Origin of the sequence: Piscibacillus sp. B03 (genome assembly GCF_052246295.1) — a bacterium.
Taxonomy (GTDB): Bacteria; Bacillota; Bacilli; order Bacillales; family Alkalibacillaceae; genus Piscibacillus.
Genome location: NZ_JBQQCO010000002.1, coordinates 82,404 through 106,440, shown reverse-complemented (window position 1 = coordinate 106,440; position 24,037 = coordinate 82,404). Strand labels below are relative to the sequence as shown.

General features: G+C 36.6%; 23 protein-coding genes and 3 other annotated features. Of the genes, 2 read left to right on the top strand and 21 right to left on the bottom strand.

The window, feature by feature from the left end:
- Positions 1-161 precede the first annotated feature (161 nt).
- The 4 genes from ACTWQB_RS02170 to zapA all read right to left on the bottom strand — a co-directional run bounded on the left by ACTWQB_RS02170 (position 162) and on the right by zapA (position 5,104).
- Positions 162-2,504, bottom strand: a complete 2,343-nt coding sequence (locus tag ACTWQB_RS02170) for an endonuclease MutS2 (protein WP_443137543.1) — start codon at positions 2,502-2,504, stop codon at positions 162-164.
- A 1-nt stretch (position 2,505) separates the two neighbouring features.
- Positions 2,506-4,221 carry a DNA polymerase/3'-5' exonuclease PolX gene (gene polX, locus ACTWQB_RS02165; protein WP_443137542.1) on the bottom strand — a complete coding sequence of 572 codons (1,716 nt, stop codon included), beginning with the start codon at positions 4,219-4,221 and terminating at the stop codon, positions 2,506-2,508.
- Positions 4,222-4,299: 78 nt separating this feature from the next.
- Positions 4,300-4,839 carry a CvpA family protein gene (locus ACTWQB_RS02160; protein ID WP_443137541.1) on the bottom strand — a complete coding sequence of 180 codons (540 nt, stop codon included), beginning with the start codon at positions 4,837-4,839 and terminating at the stop codon, positions 4,300-4,302.
- Between the two features lies 1 nt (position 4,840).
- Complete coding sequence (gene zapA, locus ACTWQB_RS02155; RefSeq protein ID WP_443137540.1) at positions 4,841-5,104, bottom strand: cell division protein ZapA; 264 nt, start codon at positions 5,102-5,104, stop codon at positions 4,841-4,843.
- A gap of 134 nt (positions 5,105-5,238) precedes the next feature.
- Here zapA and rnhC point away from each other — a divergent pair, with 134 nt between their 5' ends.
- Positions 5,239-6,162, top strand: a complete 924-nt coding sequence (gene rnhC, locus ACTWQB_RS02150; RefSeq protein ID WP_443137539.1) for a ribonuclease HIII — start codon at positions 5,239-5,241, stop codon at positions 6,160-6,162.
- Positions 6,163-6,289: 127 nt separating this feature from the next.
- On the opposite strand, the gene pheT is transcribed toward rnhC, so the two are convergent.
- The 3 genes from pheT to ACTWQB_RS02135 all read right to left on the bottom strand — a co-directional run bounded on the left by pheT (position 6,290) and on the right by ACTWQB_RS02135 (position 10,845).
- Complete coding sequence (gene pheT / locus ACTWQB_RS02145; RefSeq protein WP_443137538.1) at positions 6,290-8,716, bottom strand: phenylalanine--tRNA ligase subunit beta; 2,427 nt, start codon at positions 8,714-8,716, stop codon at positions 6,290-6,292.
- Between the two features lie 18 nt (positions 8,717-8,734).
- On the bottom strand, positions 8,735-9,769 hold the full coding sequence (gene pheS, locus ACTWQB_RS02140; RefSeq protein WP_443137537.1) for a phenylalanine--tRNA ligase subunit alpha: 1,035 nt from the start codon (positions 9,767-9,769) through the stop codon (positions 8,735-8,737).
- 50 nt (positions 9,770-9,819) lie between these two features.
- Positions 9,820-10,050 (bottom strand) — a binding site (T-box leader).
- A 48-nt stretch (positions 10,051-10,098) separates the two neighbouring features.
- Entirely contained in the window at positions 10,099-10,845 is a 747-nt protein-coding gene (locus tag ACTWQB_RS02135; protein WP_443137536.1) for a TrmH family RNA methyltransferase, read from the bottom strand.
- A 98-nt stretch (positions 10,846-10,943) separates the two neighbouring features.
- On the opposite strand from ACTWQB_RS02135, the gene sspI reads away from it, so the two are divergent.
- Entirely contained in the window at positions 10,944-11,156 is a 213-nt protein-coding gene (gene sspI, locus ACTWQB_RS02130; RefSeq protein ID WP_443137535.1) for a small acid-soluble spore protein SspI, read from the top strand.
- A 267-nt stretch (positions 11,157-11,423) separates the two neighbouring features.
- Here the strand turns inward: sspI and ACTWQB_RS02125 are convergent, their stop codons facing one another.
- The 14 genes from ACTWQB_RS02125 to ACTWQB_RS02060 form a co-directional block, all read right to left on the bottom strand.
- A complete protein-coding gene (locus ACTWQB_RS02125) occupies positions 11,424-12,509 on the bottom strand; it encodes a M42 family metallopeptidase (protein ID WP_443137534.1) in 1,086 nt (361 codons plus the stop codon).
- A gap of 79 nt (positions 12,510-12,588) precedes the next feature.
- Positions 12,589-13,074 (bottom strand): dUTP diphosphatase, encoded by a 486-nt coding sequence (locus ACTWQB_RS02120; protein WP_443137533.1) that lies wholly within the window; start codon positions 13,072-13,074, stop codon positions 12,589-12,591.
- Positions 13,075-13,124: 50 nt separating this feature from the next.
- Positions 13,125-13,703 carry a TVP38/TMEM64 family protein gene (locus ACTWQB_RS02115; protein WP_443137532.1) on the bottom strand — a complete coding sequence of 193 codons (579 nt, stop codon included), beginning with the start codon at positions 13,701-13,703 and terminating at the stop codon, positions 13,125-13,127.
- 53 nt (positions 13,704-13,756) lie between these two features.
- Complete coding sequence (locus ACTWQB_RS02110; RefSeq protein ID WP_443137531.1) at positions 13,757-14,017, bottom strand: DUF1294 domain-containing protein; 261 nt, start codon at positions 14,015-14,017, stop codon at positions 13,757-13,759.
- 67 nt (positions 14,018-14,084) lie between these two features.
- Positions 14,085-14,441: a 50S ribosomal protein L20 gene (gene rplT, locus ACTWQB_RS02105; RefSeq protein WP_443137530.1), complete on the bottom strand. Its 357-nt coding sequence runs from the start codon at positions 14,439-14,441 to the stop codon at positions 14,085-14,087.
- A gap of 34 nt (positions 14,442-14,475) precedes the next feature.
- Positions 14,476-14,673, bottom strand: a complete 198-nt coding sequence (gene rpmI / locus ACTWQB_RS02100; protein ID WP_091774501.1) for a 50S ribosomal protein L35 — start codon at positions 14,671-14,673, stop codon at positions 14,476-14,478.
- 27 nt (positions 14,674-14,700) lie between these two features.
- Complete coding sequence (gene infC, locus ACTWQB_RS02095) at positions 14,701-15,204, bottom strand: translation initiation factor IF-3 (protein ID WP_443137529.1); 504 nt, start codon at positions 15,202-15,204, stop codon at positions 14,701-14,703.
- 112 nt (positions 15,205-15,316) lie between these two features.
- Positions 15,317-15,462: a sequence feature (ribosomal protein L20 leader region), on the bottom strand.
- 122 nt (positions 15,463-15,584) lie between these two features.
- Positions 15,585-17,525: a threonine--tRNA ligase gene (gene thrS / locus ACTWQB_RS02090; protein WP_443137528.1), complete on the bottom strand. Its 1,941-nt coding sequence runs from the start codon at positions 17,523-17,525 to the stop codon at positions 15,585-15,587.
- Between the two features lie 249 nt (positions 17,526-17,774).
- Positions 17,775-17,997: a binding site (T-box leader), on the bottom strand.
- Positions 17,998-18,045: 48 nt separating this feature from the next.
- Entirely contained in the window at positions 18,046-18,858 is an 813-nt protein-coding gene (gene ytxC, locus ACTWQB_RS02085) for a sporulation protein YtxC (protein WP_443137527.1), read from the bottom strand.
- A 117-nt stretch (positions 18,859-18,975) separates the two neighbouring features.
- A complete protein-coding gene (gene dnaI, locus ACTWQB_RS02080) occupies positions 18,976-19,908 on the bottom strand; it encodes a primosomal protein DnaI (protein ID WP_443137526.1) in 933 nt (310 codons plus the stop codon).
- Positions 19,909-19,919: 11 nt separating this feature from the next.
- Positions 19,920-21,299, bottom strand: a complete 1,380-nt coding sequence (locus ACTWQB_RS02075; RefSeq protein ID WP_443137525.1) for a replication initiation and membrane attachment family protein — start codon at positions 21,297-21,299, stop codon at positions 19,920-19,922.
- A gap of 22 nt (positions 21,300-21,321) precedes the next feature.
- Positions 21,322-21,783, bottom strand: coding sequence for a transcriptional regulator NrdR (nrdR, locus tag ACTWQB_RS02070; protein ID WP_443137524.1), 462 nt, complete (start codon positions 21,781-21,783; stop codon positions 21,322-21,324).
- A 91-nt stretch (positions 21,784-21,874) separates the two neighbouring features.
- Positions 21,875-22,615, bottom strand: coding sequence for a hypothetical protein (locus ACTWQB_RS02065; protein ID WP_443137523.1), 741 nt, complete (start codon positions 22,613-22,615; stop codon positions 21,875-21,877).
- 394 nt (positions 22,616-23,009) lie between these two features.
- Positions 23,010-24,035, bottom strand: a complete 1,026-nt coding sequence (locus ACTWQB_RS02060) for a glyceraldehyde-3-phosphate dehydrogenase (protein WP_443137522.1) — start codon at positions 24,033-24,035, stop codon at positions 23,010-23,012.
- Positions 24,036-24,037 lie beyond the last annotated feature (2 nt).

Sequence of the window (24,037 nt, the reverse complement as noted above, 5' to 3'; positions counted from 1 at the left end):
ACATTACTTTGCGTCGTGAACTACTTTATTATTAGCTATATATTAGAAAAATGACCCCTACGATGACGAATAAGATCGCAACCACCATTAACACCTTAGCTAATGTTTCCATAATTTTATTAACCTCTCTTCATACATATGCATGTAAACACGCTGTTATACTACTTTAGTTCTAAAATTGTCACTCCACTGCCGCCCTCATTAGGGTGACCAAACCGTTTGTTCTTAACGGCTCTGTGTTCATCTGCGAATTGTTGAACAGCCTTCATTAATGCTCCTGTACCTTTACCATGAATAATTGACACCTGATGATAATTCGCTAATAATGCTTCATCAAGATATTTTTCTAACCTCTGAAGTGCATCTTCATAACGTTCGCCTCTAAGGTCTAGTTCAGGCTTTACATGATAAGCACTACCTTTAACAGATGCCATAGGCTTTGTTTTTAATGGATTAGGTCTTTTTATAAACTCAAGCTGTTTTGCCGGAACCTTCATTTTTAAAATACCAAGTTGCACTTCATATTCTTTATCACTAATCTGATCAACGATATGACCATTTTGATTAAATGATAAGACATGTACTTCATCACCTGGTTTGAAGTTTTGAACCTTTTTAACTTCTTTCTTTGGCTGGTGATCTTGATCTTTAAATTGTTCTTTCTGATCCGATAATCTTTTCTTAGCGTCAATAAGTTTGTGTTCTTTAATGTGAGCTTGATCTTTCATTTCACGAATTTCTTGTAACACTTGTTCTGCTTCTTTTTCTGCTTTATCAACAATTGTATTTGCTTTTTCTTTTGCCTTATCCATGTGTTTGTCTTTATGTTTCAAATATTGTTCGTATTCATGTTTTAGATCACTATACAGTTCAGAAGCTTCCTGTAATAATTGATCAGCTTCTTCATATCGATCTTCAGCTTGTCTCCTTGATTGGTCTAATGATGCAATCATATTCTCAACAGATCTAGAATCTTCACTCACCATTGATTTGGCTTTATCAATAATGGTGTCATTTAACCCTAAGCGTTTAGAAATATCAAATGCATTACTGCGACCAGGAACACCTAATAATAAACGATATGTTGGTTGTAACGTTTGTACATCAAATTCAACTGAAGCATTGATGACTTCATCACGATTATATCCATAAGCTTTTAATTCTGGGTAATGAGTTGTAGCTATAACACGAGACTTTCGCTCAACAACAAAATCTAATATCGCCATAGCCAACCCTGCACCTTCTTGTGGGTCTGTACCGGCACCTAACTCATCAAATAACACTAATGAATTATGATTAACATCTTCTAATATTTGTACGATGTTACTCATATGTGATGAAAAAGTACTTAAACTTTGCTCAATCGATTGCTCATCACCTATATCAGCAAAGACATGGTCAAATACAGCTAGTTCACATCCATCTAACGCAGGAACTTGCAAACCCGATTGTGCCATTAATGTGCAAAGACCAACCATCTTTAAAGTGACTGTTTTACCACCAGTATTTGGTCCTGTAATCACAATGGCTGTATAATCTTTCCCAATTTCAACATCATTGCTTACCACTTCATCGTCAGAAATTAAGGGGTGTCTAGCCTGACGCATATGAATAAACCCATCTTGATTCATCTTAGGCTTTACTGCTCTCAGTTGTCTAGATAGCTTACCTTTCGCAACGATAAAGTCAATTTTTTGTAAAAGATCAACATCGTATCTTAACTCTTCTACGTCAGCTTGAACATAACTTGATAATTCACGTAAAATCTTCTCAATCTCTTGTTCTTCTTCTAAACGTGCTTCTTGAAGTTTGTTGTTTAAATCAACCACTGCTTGTGGTTCGATAAATAGCGTTTGTCCAGAAGATGACTGATCATGAACGATTCCACCAAATGTAGAACGATATTCATGTTTAACAGGTAACACATATCGGTCATTACGAATCGTTACAATGGAGTCTGATAACATATTACTTTTGGATTTTGTAAAAGAATCTAATTGATCACGCACACGACTTTCATACGTTCTAATTTGATTACGAATAGTTCGAAGTTTACTGGAGGCACCATCCATAATATGACCATGGTCATCAATACAGTTCTTAATAGATCGTTCTAGTTGATTTAAAACGACCAGTTCTTCAATATAACTTTTAAATATCGGTAAAGTCTCTTCTTCTAAACTTTCAATAAAGGTCTTTAATTGCTTAACACCATACAAAGTACTAGCAATACTCATTAGTTCACTTGCTGTTAAGATACCACCAATAGTAGCACGTTTAATAGCTGGTCGAATGTCACTAATTCCGCCTAACGGTACATGACCTTTCAATCTTAAAATGGTTACAGCTTCATCCGTTTCTTCCTGCCAAGCTTTAACCTCTTCTAGTTCAGTGGAGGGAAACGTTTTAAGAGCTAATTCTTTACCTAAACTCGTGGCTGCGTGCCCCTCTAACCATTCTTTTATTTTATAAAATTCTAATTGATTAAGAATTTTTTCGTTCATTTTAATCACCTTTTTTCTTCTTTAAAAAACCTAACAAATCCTCTATACTCCAAGTATTCACAACTGTATCCTTAAGAATCAGCCCTTTGCGTGCCGCTTGTACTCCAATTTTCATATCATCGAGCATTCTAAAGTTGTGAGCATCTGTATTGATTGCGATTTTAGCACCTTGATCTTGAGCCACTTGTAACCACTCCCACGTTAAGTCTAAACGATTGGGATTAGCATTTAATTCAATAATTGTGTTCGTCTGAACTGCCTTATCAATAAACTCTTCTAAGTTTACTGGATATCCTTCTCTTTTGCCAATTAACCTGCCTGTTGGATGGGCAATCATATCAACATATGGCGATTCCAGCGCAGCTGTTAAGCGCGCCATAATCTTCTCTTCAGATTGATTAAAACTTGAATGAATAGACGCAATGACGAAATCTAATTCTCCTAGGAACGTTTCATCAAAATCTAACTCTCCATTTGGTAATATGTCCATTTCAACACCAGATAAAATGGTTAATTCAGAATGGACATCATTCCATTCTTTAATTTTCTGTTGCTGCTCCCTTAAACGCTTTTCATTTAACCCATTCGCAACGCGCAAAAACTTAGAGTGATCTGTAATAATAATGTGCTCGTACCCTTTTTCAATAGCCTTCTCAGCCATTTCATCTATTGATTGTGCTCCATCACTCCACGTCGTGTGCATGTGTAAATCACCGCGAATGTGATGTAAATCAACTAATTCAGGAAGCACCTCATATGAACACTCTTCTCCTGTTTCCCGTACTTCTGGCGGGAGATAAGGGAGGTCTAAGAAATTAAAGAACTCTTCCTCCGTTGTAAATGTATGGACTTCACCAGATTCAACGTCTTCAATTCCATACTCGCTTATTTTATAGCCTTTTTCTTTTGCGAGACGTCTCATTTCCACATTATGGTCTTTAGAACCTGTAAAATGATGTAATGTCGTTATGAAATGCTCAGGTTCAATTAATCTAAAATCAACAGAAAGATTCCATTCACCATCTACCAGTACCGTTACTTTCGTCAAACCTTTTGAAACAACTTCAAACACATTTGGTAGTTGGACAAGTTGTTCTGCAACTTCTTCTGGGTGTTCAGTAGCTATGATAAAATCAAGGTCTTTAACGGTTTCTTGCAAGCGACGTAATGAACCAGCTATTGAGAAATCTAATACATGTTTAACTTGTCTAAGCTGGGCTTCGACTTCTTCTTTTATTGGTATAACATACGAGACTGGTAAACGTTCTGGTCGTGAGCCTGCATCATCTAAAGCCTTTAAGATTTTTTCTACAGACTTTTTGCCGAACCCGCTCATAGATTCAACTTCACCATTTTCACACGCTTTTCTAAGAGTGGCTTCATCAATCACTCCTAGTTCTTGATATAGTCTAGAAAGTTTTTTACCACCTAGCCCTTGAATCTTTAGTAAAGGGATTAATCCTTTTGGCACCTCTTCTGCTAACTCATTTAGAGTATTCGTTTCACCATGTTCTATATATTCTTCGATAATTGCTTTAGTACCTTTTCCAATCCCTGATAATGCACCAAAGTCATCAATTTCATTTAACGATCGATCATTTCTTTCTAAAGCTTGTGCAGCCTTTCGATAAGCAGATATTTTAAATGCATTCTCACCTTTTAGTTCTAAATATGTTGCAATGGTCTCTAAATGTTTAATCACTTGTTTTTTATCCATGAATAAACCACCTTTACAGAATGTAATAACTACATACAAAAGAGAGGTTGACTCAGTTGTTGAGTAACCTCTCAAAGTTTAATTTAAAGTTGTAAACCATTTATCCTTTAATTGTTCTGAAATAACAGGCGTCTTCTCTATTATAAATGTAGCCAGGGTAGAGTCATTAATTAAATCTTGCACCGTATCCATTGGCACTAGAGATGCAAAGAAAAGAATGACAAATAAGATCACATACATCTCTATCAATCCAAAAATTGCTCCTAGCAAATTGTTGATACTATTTAACACTGGTAAATGAGCAACAAAATCTAGTAAATTAGCTACAATCTGCATAATAATTTTTATAACAATAAAAATAACAAAGAATGCAATAGCATTGTAAAACGCATGTTCTAAATCTACAGAATTAGACAAATCTCCCCAAAACGAATCTTCACTAAGTTGTGGATATGGAATCCAAAGCTCTAAGTGTTCAGCTAAGTCTCTGAAATACAAGATCGCTATGACGAAAGCTACTATAAATCCTGTCAGGTGTAATATTTGTAGTATAAAACCACGTTTTAAACCGATTAAAAATCCTAATATTAGTAGTATAAAGAGTATTAAACTAACCATTTTATCGTCTATTCTTCTTCCTTTCTTTCTGCACTAGTGCATTGTATTCGTCTTTTAATTTTAAGTAATCACTCATAGTATTTAGAGCAGTTAGTACAGCGAGCTGTGATGTATCTAAAGAAGGCTTAGCATAGCGAAATTCTTCCATCTTTTGGTCAACTAAGCTTGCTACCATTTTTATATGTTCAGTAGACTCTTCACCAACAACGGTGAATTTACGGTTATTTATTTCGACTGTGATTCTGTTTTTACTTGACTCTGACATCACGAGTCCTCCTCAAATACATTTCTAAACCATATAGTAACACGTTTTAATAGAATTGGGAAAGTAGATATTTTGGATTCATAGTTTTTAACAGCATGATATAATAATTATAGTATAAAAAAAGGAGCCTAATTATGGGACAATCTGTCATAAAACTTAAACCTGATGAAATGAAAAAATTAGTTAACTATTACTCACCCTATCGTGAGTCCAATAAACCACCGTACTCAATATTAGCTGCCACGATGAATGGTTGCAAAATAACTGCATACGAATCTGGTAAAGTTATGTTCCAAGGTCCTCAACACACTGAAGAAGCTAATAAATGGGATACTAGCACCGCATCAAACTCCAGCTCTAAATCGACAAAAACAGATGAACAGTTACCGAGTTTTCTTAAGAAGGATCACATTGGGTCGGACGAAGCAGGAACGGGCGATTATTTTGGGCCAATTACGGTCGCTGCAGTGTATGCCACTGAAAAACAACAAGCATTATTACGGGAATTAGGGGTCAAAGATTCAAAAACGATGAAGGACCCAACAATAAAGTCTATTGTTAAAGACGTCCTTAAAACCGATATCGTTTATAGTTCATTAACTTTAAGTAATGAAAAATATAACAAACTACAACGTAGCGGCTGGACTCAAGGTCGTATGAAAGCTTGGATGCATCACCATGCGATTAAGAATGTGTTAATTAAGATGGACAATACCATTAAACCAAGCGGTATTTTGGTGGACCAATTTTGTAAACCTGAAATCTTTTACAATCATGTTAAAGCAACAGGTGAGACATCACATTCAGAGCTAACATTTATGACTAAGGCAGAAAGCTATTCAACCTCCGTTGCAGCAGCTTCAATGATTGCAAGGTATCGTTTTATATACGAAATCAATCGATTATCGAAGGACATAGGTTTCGACTTACAAAAAGGCGCTTCTAAAATTGTCGATCAGCAAATTAAAAAGATCATCAGTATGAAGGGTCACGATTATTTAGACAAAGTGGCAAAAGTACATTTTGCCAATACAAAGAAGGCACAGGGAAAAGCTTAAGTTGCCATTACAGACATTCTGGAGAGCCTTATTCGACGAAACCTCGCCTTAATATGGTGAGAACTTAGCGATACAAGAAGTAAAAAAGCCGATGTTAGGTATTATAACCTAACATCGGCTATTTCAATTATCCTCTTAATACAGCACTGTATTCTTTTTCAAGATGTTTAACAATTGTGTGTCTTGCTTCCTCTATTTCTTCATCTTTCAATGTGCGTTCGTCATTTTGGAATAACAGGTTGAATGCAATGGATTTCTTACCTTCTTCCATATGCTCACCTTGATAAACATCAAATACACGTACTGACTCTAAATGAGGTTGACCCTGTTCTAAAATCGCTTTTTCTAATTGTTTTGCAGGTAAATCACGGTCTACCACAAATGCTAAATCTTGTGCAGTTGCAGGGTACTTCGAAATCATACGGTATGACTCATTATTCGTAACAGCATCTAAAACTTGATCTAAGTTTAGATCAAATACATAAGTCTCTTGTAAGTCATATTCTTTCTGCACTAAAGGATGCAGCTGGCCAACGTAACCAATCACGTCATTTTTCAACTTCATAACAGCTGTACGGCCAGGATGTAATCTGTCTAAATCAGCCTTTTCAAACACAACTTCTTCGTCTAATAAATGATCAAATAACCCCTCTAAAATCCCTTTAACGGTAAAGAAATCAACAGGTTTCTTCTCTCCTTGCCATGGATGGTTTTCCCATAGACCTGTTACGGCTGCAGCAACTCGAACATTTTCTGATGGTTGTTCATCTTTTTGTTCTTGCAAGTAAATTGAACCAATTTCATATAAAGCAACATTGTACTGATTGCGTGCGACATTATGTTGAACACTAGATAATAGTTCAGGTATAGCACTTAACCGCAGGTGGCTGTGCAAGTCTGTCATAGGCAATGCTAATCCAACTGGTTCATAGTTTTGCTCTTTAATCTCAGGACTAACGAATTGATTTGACCATTCTTGTTTTGTTAAGGAGTAAGTTAAGGATTCATTTAATCCAGCTTTTTGTAAATAGTGATTAACTTCTCTATGAAGCTTCTGGCGTTTGGTTAAACCTCCTTGATTCATGACACCTACAGGTAATGTATATGGAATTCGGTCGTAACCATACATACGCGCTATTTCTTCCACCATATCTTCTTTTATAGCAATATCTTGCCTGCGAGCTGGTGCTTTTACTGTAAATGTTTCACCATTTAATTCATAGTCGAAACGTAAACGCTCAATGATATTCTTCATTTCATCAACTGTAATCTCAGTTCCAATTTTTTGATTAATTTCTCTAGCGTTAAACGTTACTGATGTTGGTGTCCATTCAGTTGATCCAGCCTCAACCATTTCACCAAGTACTTTTCCACCAGCAATACCTACTAATAATTCAGCTGCTCTTGCTGCTGCCTCTTTTACTCTTGTAATATCGATACCTTTCTCAAAGCGCGCGCTAGCTTCACTACGAAGCCCGTGGTCTTTAGAACCTTGACGTACGACACCAGGGTTGAAGTAAGCCGCTTCAAGTAAAATTGTTGTCGTATCATTTTGAACTTCCGATTCTTCTCCACCCATCACACCAGCAATGGCATGTGCTTCTTTTCCATTCGTAATGACTAAATGTTGAGGTGTTAGAACACGTTCTTCTCCATCTAATGTTTTAATCGTTTCACCTTCATGCGCCATACGGGTTACAACTTCTTTTGAATCAAAACGGTCATAATCGAATGCGTGTAATGGCTGACCATACTCGATTAAAACATAGTTCGTCACGTCAACTACATTATTGATAGGACGAATCCCTGCACTGATTAATCGATTTTGTAACCACTGAGGTGATGATTGAACCTTAAGATCTTTAATAACCCATGCACCATAATAAGGGTTAGCCTCTTGATCTTGAATTTTTACTGAGATATAGTCACTTGAAGGTTCTTGAGCAATTAGAACATCTGGTTCAGGTAACTTAATCTCTTTTTCATAAATAGCCGCTACTTCATAAGCGACTCCGATCATGCTTAAACAATCAGAACGATTAGCCGTAAGCTCAATTTCAATAATTTCATCATCAAGGTTTAATAAAGGGCAAGCTGGTTCTCCAACTGTCACCTCTTGATGAATCACATATATACCATCTTTATATTCTTCAGGAACGTTTTTCTCATCATAACCTAATTCTTGTAATGAGCAGATCATCCCTTCCGATGCTTCTCCACGTAGTTTTGCTTTTTTAATTTTCAAGCCACCCGGAAGACGAGCACCTGGTTTTGCAACAATAACGTGTTGGCCTTCAGCTACATTCGGAGCTCCACATACAATTTGTGCTAACTCACCTTCTCCAACATCTACTTGGCATAAATTTAATTTATCCGCATTCGGATGTTGCACACATTCTTTGACATAACCTACAACAATCTTGTCATCATTTAAAATAGGGCCTCTAACCTCTTCAACTTCAAGACCACTCTTTGTCATGTCTTCTGCTAAATCATTTGTATGAATTCCGTCTAAATCAACGTATTGTTCTAACCATTTCCTTGATACTAACATCGTTTATTCACTCCTCCCTTATACACCGTGGAATTGCTTTAAGAATCGAATGTCGTTTGTGTAGAAATGACGAATGTCTTCAACACCGTATTTCAACATCGCAATTCGCTCTGGACCCATTCCAAAAGCAAATCCTGAATATTTCTTCGAATCGAAACCTGCCATTTCAAGGACGTTCGGGTGAACCATTCCTGCACCTAGAATTTCAATCCAGCCCGATCCTTTACAAACCGAACAACCATCGCCATTACAAATTTTACAAGAGATATCCATCTCAACTGATGGTTCAGTAAACGGGAAGAAACTTGGACGTAAACGAATCGCACGGTCTTCACCAAACATGTGCTTTGCAAATGTGTTTAATGTCCCTTTTAAATCACTCATACGGATATTCTCATCTACATATAGCCCTTCAATTTGTGTAAATTGGTGTGAGTGTGTTGCGTCATCTGTGTCACGACGGTAAACCTTACCCGGGCAAATGATTTTTACAGGCCCTTTACCTTCATGTTTTCTTAACGTACGAGCCTGAACTGGTGAGGTTTGCGTACGCATTAATAATTCTTCCGTAATGAAAAAGGTGTCTTGCATATCACGAGCTGGGTGATTTTTTGGTAAGTTTAACGACTCAAAGTTGTAAAAATCTGTTTCAACTTCTGGTCCTTCTGCAACCGCATATCCCATGCTTGTGAAGAGATCTTCAATATTTCGGATGACTTTTCTTAATAAATGGGGTCCACCTTCTTGCACCGGACGACCAGGTAACGTCACATCAATCGATTCTTCTTTAAGTTGTTGTTCTAAAGCAGCTTGCTCTAACTTCGCTTGCTTGCTTTCTAATGCCTCTGTAATTTCATCGCGAACTTCATTTGCTAATTGACCAATAACAGGGCGTTCTTCTTTAGAGAGTTTACCCATGCCTTTTAGCACTTCTGTAATCTGACCTTTTTTTCCTAAAAAGTAGACTCTAACATCTTGAAGCTTCTTCTCATCTACAGCTGATTGAATTTGTTCCAACGCTTCTGCTTTAATTTCTTTTAAACGTTCTTTCACCCTTGATCCTCCTCAAAAAATTTTACAAAATAAAAAACTCCTCCCTATAACAAAGGGACGAGTTTGATTCCGTGTTACCACCCTAATTGATTACATGCTTCGTAATCCACTTCATTTCGATAACGGACGAACTGCCGGGAAACCTTTACGCTCTAACGGTCCAAGTTCCAGCTCCTGAGTGAAATTCGGCTTTTCAATTGATAGAGTACTTTCAGTCTGAGGTACTCTTCCCTGTTAATCAATAAACAAAAAAGCTTACTTGTCTCATTCACAGCTTTTAAACATTCAATTGTATCTAAAATGTATTATAGATAATATTTCAAATTTTATCAAGTCAGAAGTGTAAAGTGATATAGCACTATACTAGTTGCTACACCCACGTTTAATGATTCGCTGTTTTCATTAATCGGAATATAAATCGTTTCTGTTACTTGATCCAGAATATCTTGATTAACTCCATTTCCTTCATTCCCTACTATAACAGCAAAATCATTTGTTTTAATGCTATTCAATGGCTTCGCGTTTTGTTCTAAGGCAGTTCCATATACAGGGATATCTTTTTGGTTAAGCTCTTCAATCCAATGAAATAAATTACCACGTACGACGGGAATATGGAATATCGCACCTTGTGTCGCTCTAACCACTTTATCATGAAACAGGTCGACTGTACCTTTTCCTAAAATCACGGCATCTATATTAAATGCTAGAGCGCTTCTAATAATTGTTCCCACATTACCAGGGTCCTGAACCGCATCTAATAATAAAACTTTTCGAAACGCTTCTTTTGGGAGCTCCTCTTTTTGATGAACAACTGCCATGATCCCTTGTGGTGTTTCGGTTTGTGATAAGTCTTTAAACACATCATCGCTGACCAACGTCACGTTATTCTGACTCCACGAAATTGGTATTTCTTCATTTTCAGTAACAATAATGTTTTCAATCATCCAGTTGCTCTTTATAGCCTCTTCAACTAAATGCCAACCTTCAACTAGAAATTGACCATGATCGTCACGATATTTCTTTTTATGTAATTTTTTCCATTCTTTAATGTTTTTATTCTGTTTTGATTCAATCATGACAGTTCTCCTAATTTGTTTTTGATACCATCATACATAGTTTAGTATGAAATGGTCAAACTACACGTAAAATGTATAATTAAAAAGAGGTGACCATATTGGATTTAAATTTAAGAAAAGCCATTAAAAGTAATATTGCTGGAAATAATGAAGAAGAATTAGAAGCAACCATTTTAGACGCAATTAAAAGTGGAGAAGAGAAAATGCTCCCGGGTCTAGGTGTGCTATTCGAGATGATTTGGCAAAGTGCAAATGAAGATGAAAAAGATCAAATGCTAACGATTTTAGAACAAGAGGCACAAAAACTTTAATACCTATTATGTAACGCACCAATCACATCCGGTTGGTGCTATTTATATCATGAGGTTATTTCCCTTAACGCGGATCGATATATATTCGGGAAAAGGGACCGATAAATTCCGAAAAGGGACCGATAAATTCCGAAAAGGGACCGATAAATTCCGAAAAGGGACCGATAAATTCCGAAAAGGGACCGATAAATTCCGAAAAGGGACCGATAAATTCCGAAAAGGGACCGATAAAAAAGCTGTCCAATTTGTTTGGACAGCTTTTTCACTTTAGTTAAAAGTTAGGTTTTCAACTGTTTCACGATCTAATTTTTTAATGACGTGAACAAGTAGATTAACTGTATTCTCAAAATCATCACGATGTAGCATAGCTGCATGTGAATGAATGTAACGAGTCGGTACTGTAATAGATAATGATGGAACACCGTCACCAGTTAAGTGAATCTTACCTGAGTCAGTTCCACCACCAGGCATAGACTCGTATTGGAATGGAATATTATGCTCTTCTGCTGTATCGATGACTAAGTCGCGGACGCCTTTATGTGAAACCATTGATGCATCGTAAAGAACAATTTGAGGCCCTTTACCTAATTCACTTGCTGCATCTTTATCATCCACACCTGGCATATCCCCAGCAATTCCTACATCTACACCAAAGCCGATGTCCGGCTGTACAGCATGTGCAGAAGTACCTGCACCACGTAAACCAATTTCCTCTTGAACTGTTCCTACACCATAAACAACGTTAGGGTGTGATTCATTTTTCAGACGCTTAAGGACTTCAATGGCAATTGCGCAACCAATACGGTTGTCCCATGCCTTAGCAAGAAGCACCTTATCGTTTTTCATCGGAGTGAATTCAAAATAAGGAACAATTGAATCGCCTGGGCGGACACCAAATTCTTCTGCTTCTTCCTTGTCTGCAGCCCCGATATCAATAAACATATCTTTAATTTCAACCGGTTTCTTACGTGCTTCAGCTGATAAGATATGTGGTGGTTTAGAACCAATTACACCTGTTACGTCACCTTTGCGCGTCATAATAGTAACGCGTTGAGCTAACATAACTTGGTTCCACCAACCACCAACTGGTTGGAAAAAGATAAAGCCATTTTTATCGATGCGAGTCACCATGAAACCAACTTCATCTAAGTGACCTGCGACCATAACTTTTGGTCCATTCTCCTCACCAGTTTTCTTCGCGATTAAGCTACCCAAATGATCCTGAGTCACTTCATCCGCATGTGGCGTTATGTACTTATTCATGACATCACGCGGTTCCTTTTCATTCCCAGGAATCCCTTTGGCATCTGTTAGATCTTTCAGCATAGTAAGTGTTTCATCTAATTTAGCCATGCTCTACCTCCTATATAAATTAACTAATATAAAGTTTACACCTTTTCCATTATAAAGGTTTTTCAAACATTTCACAAAACTAATAACCAGATTGTTGTCGCTCGTGATTAACTTTATTTTTATCTAAATAAGCTTGATGTATATCTTCTTCAGTAAAATTAAGCTTTAGACCAATTTCTAAGTATGTACTAAACATTTTTTGATAATGCATGTTTGTAGGATTTAATTTAAACCGATTAATTTTTCCATATAATTTATGAAATAGATCAGTTAATGAATAATCTTGTGTTGAGATTTGCGAGCCATTGAATAGATAGCCATAATCAATACCAATTGAAAGCAAGAAATGAATTCCGTCTACAAATTCTTCTAGAATGACGGACGTTTCACTAGGGCCTTTTTGTGACCAATATTTAAAGCAACGTGTTTCATTTGCTAGTTCGCTAACTTCAACAATTAGCGCTAAGATCTTATCATCCATCACTTCTTCTCTTGTTAAATCATTACGTTCTAAAATGTCGTTATCTAATTTCCTTTGTAGTTCATAAAGGCTGTCCCACTTCATAATAAAACCTCCTTAAAAGATAGTATAACATGTGACAAAACACATGTTCACTACTTTTGGAGGTCAGGTGCAAAGAAGTCTTCCCATTTCAAGACAATCTCTTTTTTCCTTAATAAATAAAACGTTAATAAAATGATCCCCATTAGTATCAGTACATGATGGAAATGAAGAGTTTGAAACCACTGTCCGAATGACGTATACATGACCGCCAGCGGTACATTGGATAAAATAGATAGCTTAGCATACTCTTTAAAATTACGAGTCATTTCTATCAGTAAAATAGATACTAAATGAAAGTGAATAAATGGTGTTACACGTAATAACAACACTTGCGGAATGGTTAACTCACGATGTTTTCCAAACATTTTCTCACGAAGCCTGTGAAAACGATTAAATAGTTTTGGCATAGATTTAATGAAAAAGTAGAATATAAGACTTGATAACGTCACGCCAATTAATGAATAAACTGCTCCATAGGTTAGCCCAAACAGTAAGCCGCCTGTGATACAAATAAATGCTACCGGAATAAATAAGAAAGGACGAATGATATGAAAAAGGATAAATAGCATAGGTGCCACATACGTTGTTGATGTCATTGTATCCTGTGCCCATACCAAAGCATTATTCATAACTACCCCTCCTTTTATCCCTCTTGTATAACTATATGACATAAGACGAGCTATTATGACAAGTAAAGAGCGACTCCCAAAACAAGAACACTTAATATAGGCAACCCAAATTTAAAAGTCGAGTGATGTGTTTTATGTCGAAAAACACTCATGCCGACCCACATACCAGGCGCACCACCGAAGATGGCCAAAAGCCACAATGTCTTCTCAGGTATTCTCCATTGATGCAGTCTTGCTTTCCGTTTATCTAGACCCATGCAAACAAATCCAATTAGGCTAAGGATGATGATTAAATAAAACCAAATATAATCCATGTAATGTTCTCCTTTTCAGATACAATAAAACCCTGAAAGGACTAATCCTTTCAGGGCATTGTGTTCATTATTTAAGAGCTGATTTAGCTTGTTCTGCTAATTCAGAGAAAGCTTTCTCATCGTTAACAGCTAAGTCAGCTAGCATTTTACGGTTAACTTCAACACCAGCTAGCTTTAAACCGTGCATTAAACGGCTGTAAGAAATGTCATTCATACGAGCTGCCGCATTAATACGTGCAATCCATAATTTACGGAAGTCACGTTTTTTCTGACGGCGGTCACGGTAAGCATACTGACCTGACTTCATTACTTGTTGTTTTGCTGTTTTAAATAACGTTCTTTTCGAACCATAATAACCTTTAGCTAATTTCAATACACGTTTACGTCTTCTACGTGTAACTGTTCCACCTTTAACACGTGGCATTGTAATCCCTCCTAAATCTATCCGTTAATAAGTCTTATTTGTAAGGTAATAATTTGCTTAGACGACCTTCGTCCGCTTTAGAAACCATTGCACTTTTACGTAGTTTACGCTTCTGTTTAGTCGATTTATTTGCAAATAAGTGACTAGTGAAAGCATGTGAACGTTTAAATTTTCCAGTTCCTGTTTTCTTAAAACGCTTTTGTGAACCTTTATGCGACTTCATTTTTGGCATCGTAAAGTCCTCCTTCTGTAATAACTTTTACTTCTCTGCTTTTGGAGCAAGCATCATAAACATGTTACGGCCTTCCATTTTAGGCTTCGTTTCAAGTGTTGCCAATTCGCTACATTGATCAGCGAATCGGTCTAATACTTCACGACCTAACTCTTTGTGCGTAATTGCACGACCGCGGAAACGAACGCTTACTTTAACTTTATCGCCCTTTTTAAGAAACTTATGAGCATTACGTAATTTCGTATTAAAGTCATGTTCCTCAATAGCAGGTGTTAAACGAACCTCTTTGATGTTAATAACTTTTTGATTCTTACGTTGCTCTTTTTCTTTCTTCTGTTGTTCGAAGCGATATTTACCGTAGTCCATAATACGACATACCGGTGGTTTAGCGTTTGGTGCTACCAACACTAGATCGAGATTAGCACGATCAGCAATCTCTAAAGCTTCTTGACGAGATTTAATTCCTAATTGTTCGCCATTTGAGTCAATGAGTCGGACTTCTTTAGCTCGAATTCCCTCATTAACGTTCATATCTTTGCTAATAGTGAGCCACCTCCACAAAATTGTAAGAAAAACGATCGTTCGTTTTTCATTAACTCTTAACAAAGTTACATTGAATAAGGCATCCTCGACAAGTGTTTTGACCATAAAAAAAGTGTCGGTACACAGTTGCACCCACACATTATTTCATCAAAAAACATACTCATTCCGTATGTGTCAGAAATATGATGACCTGCCAACTACTCAAGGCGTCGATCAGGTGAGAAGCGGGTGCTTCTACTTGTCTATCAAATGACCTTATTTAATTCACTTTTAAAAGTATATAATGACTGAACAAAATTGTCAAGAGAAGTTCCTGACAACATAAAACAAAAAAAGCAGTTGTACTGTAAAAGCACAACTGCTAAACATTATAACTTATGATGTTTCACTTCATCAACCATTTGTTGCACAAAATCTTCTAAACCAATTGTGTCACTATCTTTTTCCCCGTATTTACGGACGTTAACTGCTTCATCATTCATTTCCTTATCACCTAATACTAAAGAATAAGGAATTTTCTGTGTCTGCGATTCACGGATTTTATAACCAAGTTTTTCATCGCGTACATCTAATTCAACTCGGATTCCTTCACGACGTAAACGATCTTCAACTTTCTTAGCATAATCCATATGAACATCTAATGAGACTGGAATTATCTTTGCTTGTACTGGTGCTAACCAAGTTGGGAATGCACCCTTATATTCTTCAATTAAGAATGCAACAAATCGTTCCATTGTCGATACCACACCACGGTGGATAACAACTGGTCGATGTTCTTTACCATCTTCACCAATATAAGTTAAATCAAAACGTTCTGGTAAATGGAAGTCTAATTGAACAGTCGATAATGTTTCGTCTTTCCCTAACGCTGTTTTCACTTGTACGTCTAATTTTGGACCGTAGAATGCCGCTTCACCTTTAGCTTCAACAAACTCCACATTCATCTCTTCCATTGTTTCTTTTAATAAAGCTTCTGCTTTATTCCACATCTCATCATTATCCACATATTTATCTGTATCTTCTGGATCGCGATATGATAAACGGAAGTAATAGTCGTTAATACCAAAGTCTTTATACACATTTTGGATTAACTCAACAACACGGATAAATTCTTCTTTTAATTGGTCAGGACGTGCAAAAATATGAGCATCATTTAACGTCATACCACGTACACGTTGCAATCCAGCTAGTGCACCTGACATTTCATGACGGTGCATTGTACCAAGTTCAGCAATACGAACTGGTAAATTACGATAACTATGAAGTTCATTCTTATAAACCATCATGTGGTGTGGACAGTTCATTGGACGAAGTACTAAATCTTCATTATCCATTTCCATTGTCGGGAACATGTCATCTTGATAATGATCCCAGTGACCACTTGTTTTGTATAAATCGACACTACCTAATACAGGAGTATAAACGTGATCATAGCCGAGCTTAGTTTCTAAATCGACAATATAACGCTCAATTGTACGGCGGATTGTCGCCCCTTTAGGTAACCAAAGCGGTAAGCCTTGACCTACCTTTTGTGAAACGGTAAAAATGTCTAACTCTTTACCAAGTTTACGATGGTCGCGTTCTTTTGCTTCTTCTAGTAGGCGTAAATGTTCCTCAAGTTGGCCCTTCTTCTCGAATGCTGTACCGTAAATTCGTTGAAGCATTTTGTTATTACTGTCTCCACGCCAGTAAGCACCTGAAATGTTCAATAGCTTAAACACTTTAATTTTTCCAGTGTGAGGTACGTGAACACCACGGCATAAATCAAAAAACTCACCTTGTTCATAAATCGAAATAGACTGACCTTCTGGAATATCGTCAATTAGTTCTAGTTTAAGGTCGTCGCCAATTTCTTTGTAGCGTTCTTTTGCTTCTTCACGAGAAACGTCAACACGACGAATTTCTAATGCTTCATCGACGATCTTCTTCATTTCTTTTTCAATTTTAGGAAGGTCTTCTGGAGTAATCGTTTCCTCCATATCAAGATCGTAATAGAACCCACCTTCAATAACTGGGCCTACTCCTAGTTTCACATTTGGATATAGGCGTTTAATTGCTTGGGCCATTAAGTGTGCAGTTGAGTGTCTTAACACTTCTAAACCTTCTTCATCACGGTAAGTAATGATTTGGATGTCGCCGTCTTCATTTAATGGCGTACGTAAATCGACCATTTCATCATTGTATTTACCAGCTAATGCTTGCTTCTTTAAGCCTGAGCTAATCGAAGCTGCAATATCTTCAGTCGTTGTTCCTTTAGGAAACTCCTTAACATTGCCATCTGGGAATTTGACTTGAATCATCTCTGACATGTGATCCACTCCTTTGTGATTTATTAAAATTTGATTCGCTTTCGGCGGACGCTTTCCTGGGGCACGGCCTCAACTTCTCTGAACTCATTTAGAAGTTGAAGGATGTTCGGCTAAGTTCGCAACGTCCTGTTGCAACGCCGAACTGACCCACATCCTGTGGCCCCTCGGCTCGTGCTGTTCCCCTAAGAGTCGCCGCCTTCACTCATCAAATTCAACTTTTAGATAAACAAAAAAACACTCATCCCTAATAAAAGGGACGAGTGTTATACCCGTGGTTCCACCCTGATTCTGTTTAATAAAACAGCTCTCTCAGACATCGTTAACGCCGATGGTACGTCAATCGCTAACTTCATAGCTTCACGATCGATGCTCTGAGGTGGTAAACAAGCAGTCATACTAGAAAGCTCTCAGCCACGACTTCCCTCTCTGTAAAGCTGTGTCGACTTGTTCATGTCCTCTTCTACGCACGTTCATAATATTTTATGTACGTATTATAACCATCTCAGAGAAAGAAATCAAGCTATTCCACAATTTTGTACGGAAACTGCTCCACCGGGAATAATTTAATACGCTCTTGAAAAATATTCATCATCCAATATAATGTATGCATATGATCATTTGATGCATACACATCAATTTGTTGAGGAGCAATTGACATTAGCGTAGAAATTAATTTTGTTTGATCATACTCCTCAATCACGCTAGTTCCAGACACTTTTCGAAAATGTGCTAACACCTCTTCTCGAATAGGTTGTCCGTGTGAGTCAAAGAACCGAATTCGATCCTTAATATTCACAATGACTTTAGGGAGCTTAGGCTTTTTTTTAAACACATAATGTCTAATGTCATTCATTTGTTCTTGAAAGTTTAACTCAAACTGCCATTCCTCAATACCGTAACCGACAATCTCTAACCAAGCGTCTTCATTTTGGAATAACGTTAAATATAAATGCTCCATATCGACGACGCCACGTGTTTCATGAGTGTATAAGTAATAAATCAGCCTTTCATATAAGGAAAAGGATAAATCCGTGTGTAACTCTTTAGAAATCGAACTGACTGATAATACAAACGGAACAATTTGTTCAATTTCTTCTTCGTGATAGTAATAGGCATTTCTTAATAAGTAATTAGAGACCCTCGGCACATAAAAGTTAACGATAAAAGGAAATATTAAATCAACTAAGCTTGTCTGCTTTAACTTGTTGTAACCAGATAGACGTACTTCGCTCCCTTTGATTCGTACGTCACCATTAAATGTCGATGCTAAAACAAATAGATAAAATTGATTAGCATCCTTCTCATCTTGAAACAGAAATAACGTCTCTTTCATGTTTCATCCCTCTTTCCACATCATTCACAGTAGTACAGTTTATGAAAGAGAAATGTAAAACATGAAAATTCGGACAAACTTTATTAAAAAAAGAGAGTTGAACTTGAGTCCAACCCTCTAGTTACGGTAATTCTCACCGATTACTTCTACTGGCTTACTGACTTGATTAATCCGTTCCATAATACGAGCAGCTTTTAATTGCTCGTAATCACCCTTACCTGATTTAGATAGAATCGATTCTAGTTCTTCTGGTGAATAGTTTGATGTAAAGAAAACTGGAAGACGCTCCATCATACGGTATTGTAGTATGGCTCCAAGCACCTCATCTCTAAACCAAGCAGATGAAAACTCAGCCCCAATATCATCTAAAATTAAAACTGAAGCATTTTTGAAGCGATCAATTTTTTGATTAATCGTCGAGTCATTAATAGATGCTTTCATTTCACGAACTAATTCTGGCATATAAATAAAATAAGTATCTACTTTTAATTCTGCCAATGCATTAGCCAATGCCGCTAACATATATGTTTTTCCAACACCAAATTTACCGTATAAAAATAATCCTTTGCTTGGAAGATCGTTTTGCGCTTGATCGAAAAACGACTTAACTTGAGCAAAAACATCTAACCTAGCTTCTTCGTTTAAATAAATCTGATCAAATGTTGCCTCATGAATTTCACGTGGCATATGAAGACTTTGTACAAATTTATGTTTTTCTAAATCTTCTAAATGTTTCTCTTGACGCGGGCATTCGTGATACCTTAGCTTAATTCGTTTATTCTCCAAACTAATCTCAGGTACATAACCTTGTACAACGTTTCGGCACTGTTCTAAAGAAGTGCACTTCTCACATGCCTTAGACGAAACATCATATTCATATAATTTGATTAATTGTTTATTAATTTGTTCTTCGGTAATTTCAGGATGTTCTTTTAAGAAAGCTTGTACATCCTTTGAAGATAGCACTTCTTTACGCATTTGTTGCATAGAATGCTGGAAGCTTTCTTTACCTTTCATCCATCGACTTAACGCTGATTGAATAGATTCCATGGAATTCACCCTTAATGCTTCGTTTTAGAATAATTTTTAATAAACGCTTCTAACTCTTCACGTTTTTTCTTAGTATCATGTTGGTTTACTGGCTTTTTGGTTGGTTCTGATGTTTGTTTCTTTTGTTTTCGCTCATCTTGAAACCATTTAGGTAACACTTCTTTAGAACGTTGTTGCCTTTTTTGGTTCTGGTTTTGATTTTTCTTTTGTTTCCATGTTTCATACATATGATGTTCACGTTTAGCAATCTGCATGGCTTCTTTTGCTTGTGAAATTCCCTCACGACTCCAGTGAGCTGCAATTGTCTCAATATAATTTTTAGATAGTTTATTTTGATTACGCTTTAACACATAGTCAACTAACACATTCATGACAGGCTGAGACAAACCATGCTCTTCCATAATGGTCGTGAGCATATCTACTTCTTTCATTGACGCACGTCCAGAAGCAGAAAGGTCTTCTAACAGCTCACGATGTGAGATTGAGTTAAACCTCTGAATTAGCTGCTCTTCTTTTGTTTTAGGTTCTTCATTTTGTGCCTTCTGTTCAGGTTGTTTTTCTGACTGGACTTGTCCTTTTGAATAAAGCCTAGGTGGTACACTACCATGTTTTTTATAAAAAATATCCTTACACATATCTTGAAATTCTTTACGATCAAACTGTTGCTTCTCATTAACTGCCCAGATAACGGCTTTTTCAAGCTCTAAAAAATCCACATCATAAATCTTAATCATTTTTTCCATAAAATCAAGGTTTGATTGGGTCAAAATTGATTGAGCTTTAATTTGCTGTTGGGTTAACATTTTATGAAGCCATTCTAAGGGAAGTTTAGTTTCAATTGCACTTGGATCTGTTTCTTCAACAACAGGTTCTTGTGGCATTTGGTCCGGGTTAATCGTCGTAAATACATCATCAAATGAATGAGTCACACTTTGAGCATTTGATGGTAGGATGACATCGCTTAGTAGTCTCTTTTTCAGTCGTTGATAAGCGTCTCGGCCAATGTGATGCTCCAATAAAGCAGATAACATCGGATCACCAAAAAAGCCTTGAGCCGAGTACGGTTTCTGCAATATATAATATAAAGTTCGATAAGTGCCTTCTTCTTTATAAGATTGGAGTAGACCGATCGCTTCCAACTTTTTCCTAGCTTCATAAAAATCATCTAGAGTCATATTCAGTGTATTCATCATTTGATGATGGGAAATAGAGGTTTGCGGTTGTTGATACGCCGATTCTTTCCATAGTGCTTGGTAAACGGCGATTCCTTTAATAGAAATCAGAGGTTGATACAACAGTGTTAAAACTGTTTCAGCATCTTCATAAAAAGGTTCTTTTTGAAATATCTTCAAGCGGTCGTTAGGCAACAGATGCCGAATCCGTTCGTTCATAGAATTACACCCCATACTCCCATTACTTTTTATTTTTATTAATCATTTCATTTAGTTCACTCATAAACACATTAATATCTTTAAACTGACGGTATACCGAAGCAAAGCGTACATAAGCCACTTCATCTACTTCAGCTAACCGATCCATAATTAATTCCCCAATATCATCACTTAAGATTTCAGAGTTCCCTTGGTTTCTTAAATCTTTTTCAACATCAAATGCAATACGCTCAATTTCTTCAATTGAAACCGGGCGTTTTTCGCAAGCTTTAATTAATCCTCGCTTTAATTTCTCTCGATTAAACTCTTCTCGGGTACCTTCTTTTTTCACAACGATTAAAGGAATTTCTTCTACTCGCTCAAATGTTGTAAAGCGATACTGACACGACTCGCACTCTCTTCTTCGTCTAATTGAACGACCTTCATCAATCGGTCTTGAATCTAATACTCTTGTGTTTTTTGCATCACAGTTCGGGCAACGCATCTTTTTTCCTCCGTAAACATACCGTAGTCTATACCTTTTTACTAGTATAACAAATTTTACAGTTAATTGAGAATAAAATATAGAAGGGGATTTAGATGTCATTGGGTCTAGAAGTTATATTATCTAAATATAATTGTTCTAATCTCAATACGGAAGAGAACATATGCATAAATTGATCGAGCTTGTGATCTTTGCCATCTAGTTCTTGATAAAGAAAGTTGATGTTGGGAGCAATTTCTCGTTTGACTTTGTCATCAAACACATAGTAATCACATAACGGAAAATACAATGAATCACAGTAAGGAAGTAATATAGCCACTATTATAGAGTACTTTTTCGGGGGTTGAATCATCGGATGGGGAAATAGAATTTCGGTAATTGTTTGTTTCTCACAATCTACAGCAAACGAACCATTTAGTGCAAACTGGTCGGAAACATAATAAAATTTAGGATAAATCTTATACCACTCTTTTAACCAAGAGGATAGTATGGGTCGTTTATTTAAGAAAGCTTGATGAGAAACCTTATATTGATAAACTTCATCAAAATCTTCATCATGTTGCATTTCGTATAGAATCTTCCACCAAAACACTAAATCAATGACCTTCTCTTGTTTTGTATTAGGAACCTCGTGTTCACGAACAAATCTTAACAATCTGTCTTTGGCATTTTCATAGTGATGAAAATAAGTCTGTTTATAAATTGGCAAATAAACCTCGCCTAATAATTCATCCATTAATTCTTCAGTCATTGGATAATCGTGACGATACGTTTTGGTACTAGTTGAATTCTGCATAAATTCATACACATTATTTGAATATTCTTCTGACATTCGCAACTCTCCTTTATCACATTGAATATAGTTACGAGAAAAGTATTCGACATTGCCCCTCAATTTCCTTCAAAATATTTTATTTTTTGCTCTGTTAAATTTTAAAGTTAATTTTATAATATTGATGCCCATAAAGTTGTTGAATTTTATTATAATGCACCAGTTCGGCGTTACAACACATGCTTCTTGCTTCACATTTAATTTCTAAATTTAAAACCGTGCTCTTTATCGACCCCACTTTACGATTTATCGACCCCTTATCAAAAAATATCAGCCACGAATTTTGTCGACTCGGTAAAAAAGTCTTTTTTATCGATCCCTATCGATAATTTATCGACCTTTAGCCACAAAAAAGCCAATCGAACTCTCGAGTACGATTGGCTTTTTAGCTTATTTACATAGTCACTTGACCATTTTTAATATTTTGGGAAACATACTTTGCTAAATCGACGATACGGCAGGAATAGCCCCACTCGTTATCATACCAAGCTAATACTTTCACTTTACGAGTACCCATTACCATTGTCGATAAACCATCAACAATTGAAGAATATGGTGACGTCGTGTAGTCAACTGAAACTAATGGCTCGTCATTAATAGATAAGATTCCAGCCATTTGTTTTTCCATAGCACTATAGAATGCTTGGTTCACTTCTTCAGCTGTCACATCCTGTTTAACATCTACTACTAAATCTACTAATGACACGTTTGGTGTCGGTACACGTAATGCCATACCATGTAGACGGCCTTTTAATTCTGGTAAAACTTCATTAATGGCTTTCGCAGCACCAGTCGAAGTTGGAATAATTGATTGTGTTAAACCACGCGCACGACGCAAGTCTTTATGCGGGTTATCTAAGTTTTTCTGATCATTTGTAAATGAATGAACAGTTGTCATTAATCCTTCTTCAATACCGAACTCATCATTTAACACCTTAACCACAGGAGCTAAGCAGTTAGTCGTACAAGATGCATTTGAAATTACTTCGTCTGTATCAGGATTAAAGTCGTCTTCATTAACACCCATAACAATAGTACGATCAACTTCTTTTCCAGGAGCAGAAATAATCACGCGCTTTGCTCCAGCTGTAATGTGTTGTGAAGCTGTTTCTTTAGTTTTAAATTTACCTGTTGCTTCAATTACAATATCTACGTTTAAATCTGCCCATGGTAATTCTAATGGGTTACGATTTGAAACCTTAGCGACATGCTTTCCATCTACGATCATTTCGTCATCTGTATGCGTAACCTCTCCATCAAACCGTCCATGTACAGAATCATATTTAATTAAATGTGCTAATGTTTCTGTTGGGTAACTTGCGTTAATTGCTACAACCTCTAAAGCTTCGTCTTTGATCGCTTTACGAAAAACCATACGACCAATTCTGCCAAATCCATTAATTGCAATACGTGTTGTCATTT

Bases quoted from the DNA above. Each gene is read 5' to 3' on its own strand.
- rnhC (WP_443137539.1), top strand. From the start codon at position 5,239: ATGGGACAATCTGTCATAAAACTTAAACCTGATGAAATGAAAAAATTA.
- rplT (WP_443137530.1), bottom strand. From the start codon at position 14,441: ATGCCACGTGTTAAAGGTGGAACAGTTACACGTAGAAGACGTAAACGT.
- nrdR (WP_443137524.1), bottom strand. From the start codon at position 21,783: ATGCGTTGCCCGAACTGTGATGCAAAAAACACAAGAGTATTAGATTCA.
- ytxC (WP_443137527.1), bottom strand. From the start codon at position 18,858: ATGAAAGAGACGTTATTTCTGTTTCAAGATGAGAAGGATGCTAATCAA.
- pheT (WP_443137538.1), bottom strand. From the start codon at position 8,716: ATGTTAGTATCAAGGAAATGGTTAGAACAATACGTTGATTTAGACGGA.
- ACTWQB_RS02135 (WP_443137536.1), bottom strand. From the start codon at position 10,845: ATGATTGAATCAAAACAGAATAAAAACATTAAAGAATGGAAAAAATTA.
- ACTWQB_RS02125 (WP_443137534.1), bottom strand. From the start codon at position 12,509: ATGGCTAAATTAGATGAAACACTTACTATGCTGAAAGATCTAACAGAT.
- ACTWQB_RS02160 (WP_443137541.1), bottom strand. From the start codon at position 4,839: ATGGTTAGTTTAATACTCTTTATACTACTAATATTAGGATTTTTAATC.
- ACTWQB_RS02115 (WP_443137532.1), bottom strand. From the start codon at position 13,703: ATGAATAATGCTTTGGTATGGGCACAGGATACAATGACATCAACAACG.
- ACTWQB_RS02110 (WP_443137531.1), bottom strand. From the start codon at position 14,017: ATGGATTATATTTGGTTTTATTTAATCATCATCCTTAGCCTAATTGGA.
- ACTWQB_RS02060 (WP_443137522.1), bottom strand. From the start codon at position 24,035: ATGACAACACGTATTGCAATTAATGGATTTGGCAGAATTGGTCGTATG.
- dnaI (WP_443137526.1), bottom strand. From the start codon at position 19,908: ATGGAATCTATTCAATCAGCGTTAAGTCGATGGATGAAAGGTAAAGAA.
- thrS (WP_443137528.1), bottom strand. From the start codon at position 17,525: ATGTCAGAGATGATTCAAGTCAAATTCCCAGATGGCAATGTTAAGGAG.
- ACTWQB_RS02075 (WP_443137525.1), bottom strand. From the start codon at position 21,299: ATGAACGAACGGATTCGGCATCTGTTGCCTAACGACCGCTTGAAGATA.
- polX (WP_443137542.1), bottom strand. From the start codon at position 4,221: ATGGATAAAAAACAAGTGATTAAACATTTAGAGACCATTGCAACATAT.
- zapA (WP_443137540.1), bottom strand. From the start codon at position 5,104: ATGTCAGAGTCAAGTAAAAACAGAATCACAGTCGAAATAAATAACCGT.
- rpmI (WP_091774501.1), bottom strand. From the start codon at position 14,673: ATGCCAAAAATGAAGTCGCATAAAGGTTCACAAAAGCGTTTTAAGAAA.
- infC (WP_443137529.1), bottom strand. From the start codon at position 15,204: ATGAACGTTAATGAGGGAATTCGAGCTAAAGAAGTCCGACTCATTGAC.
- ACTWQB_RS02065 (WP_443137523.1), bottom strand. From the start codon at position 22,615: ATGTCAGAAGAATATTCAAATAATGTGTATGAATTTATGCAGAATTCA.
- ACTWQB_RS02170 (WP_443137543.1), bottom strand. From the start codon at position 2,504: ATGAACGAAAAAATTCTTAATCAATTAGAATTTTATAAAATAAAAGAA.
- ACTWQB_RS02120 (WP_443137533.1), bottom strand. From the start codon at position 13,074: ATGAAGTGGGACAGCCTTTATGAACTACAAAGGAAATTAGATAACGAC.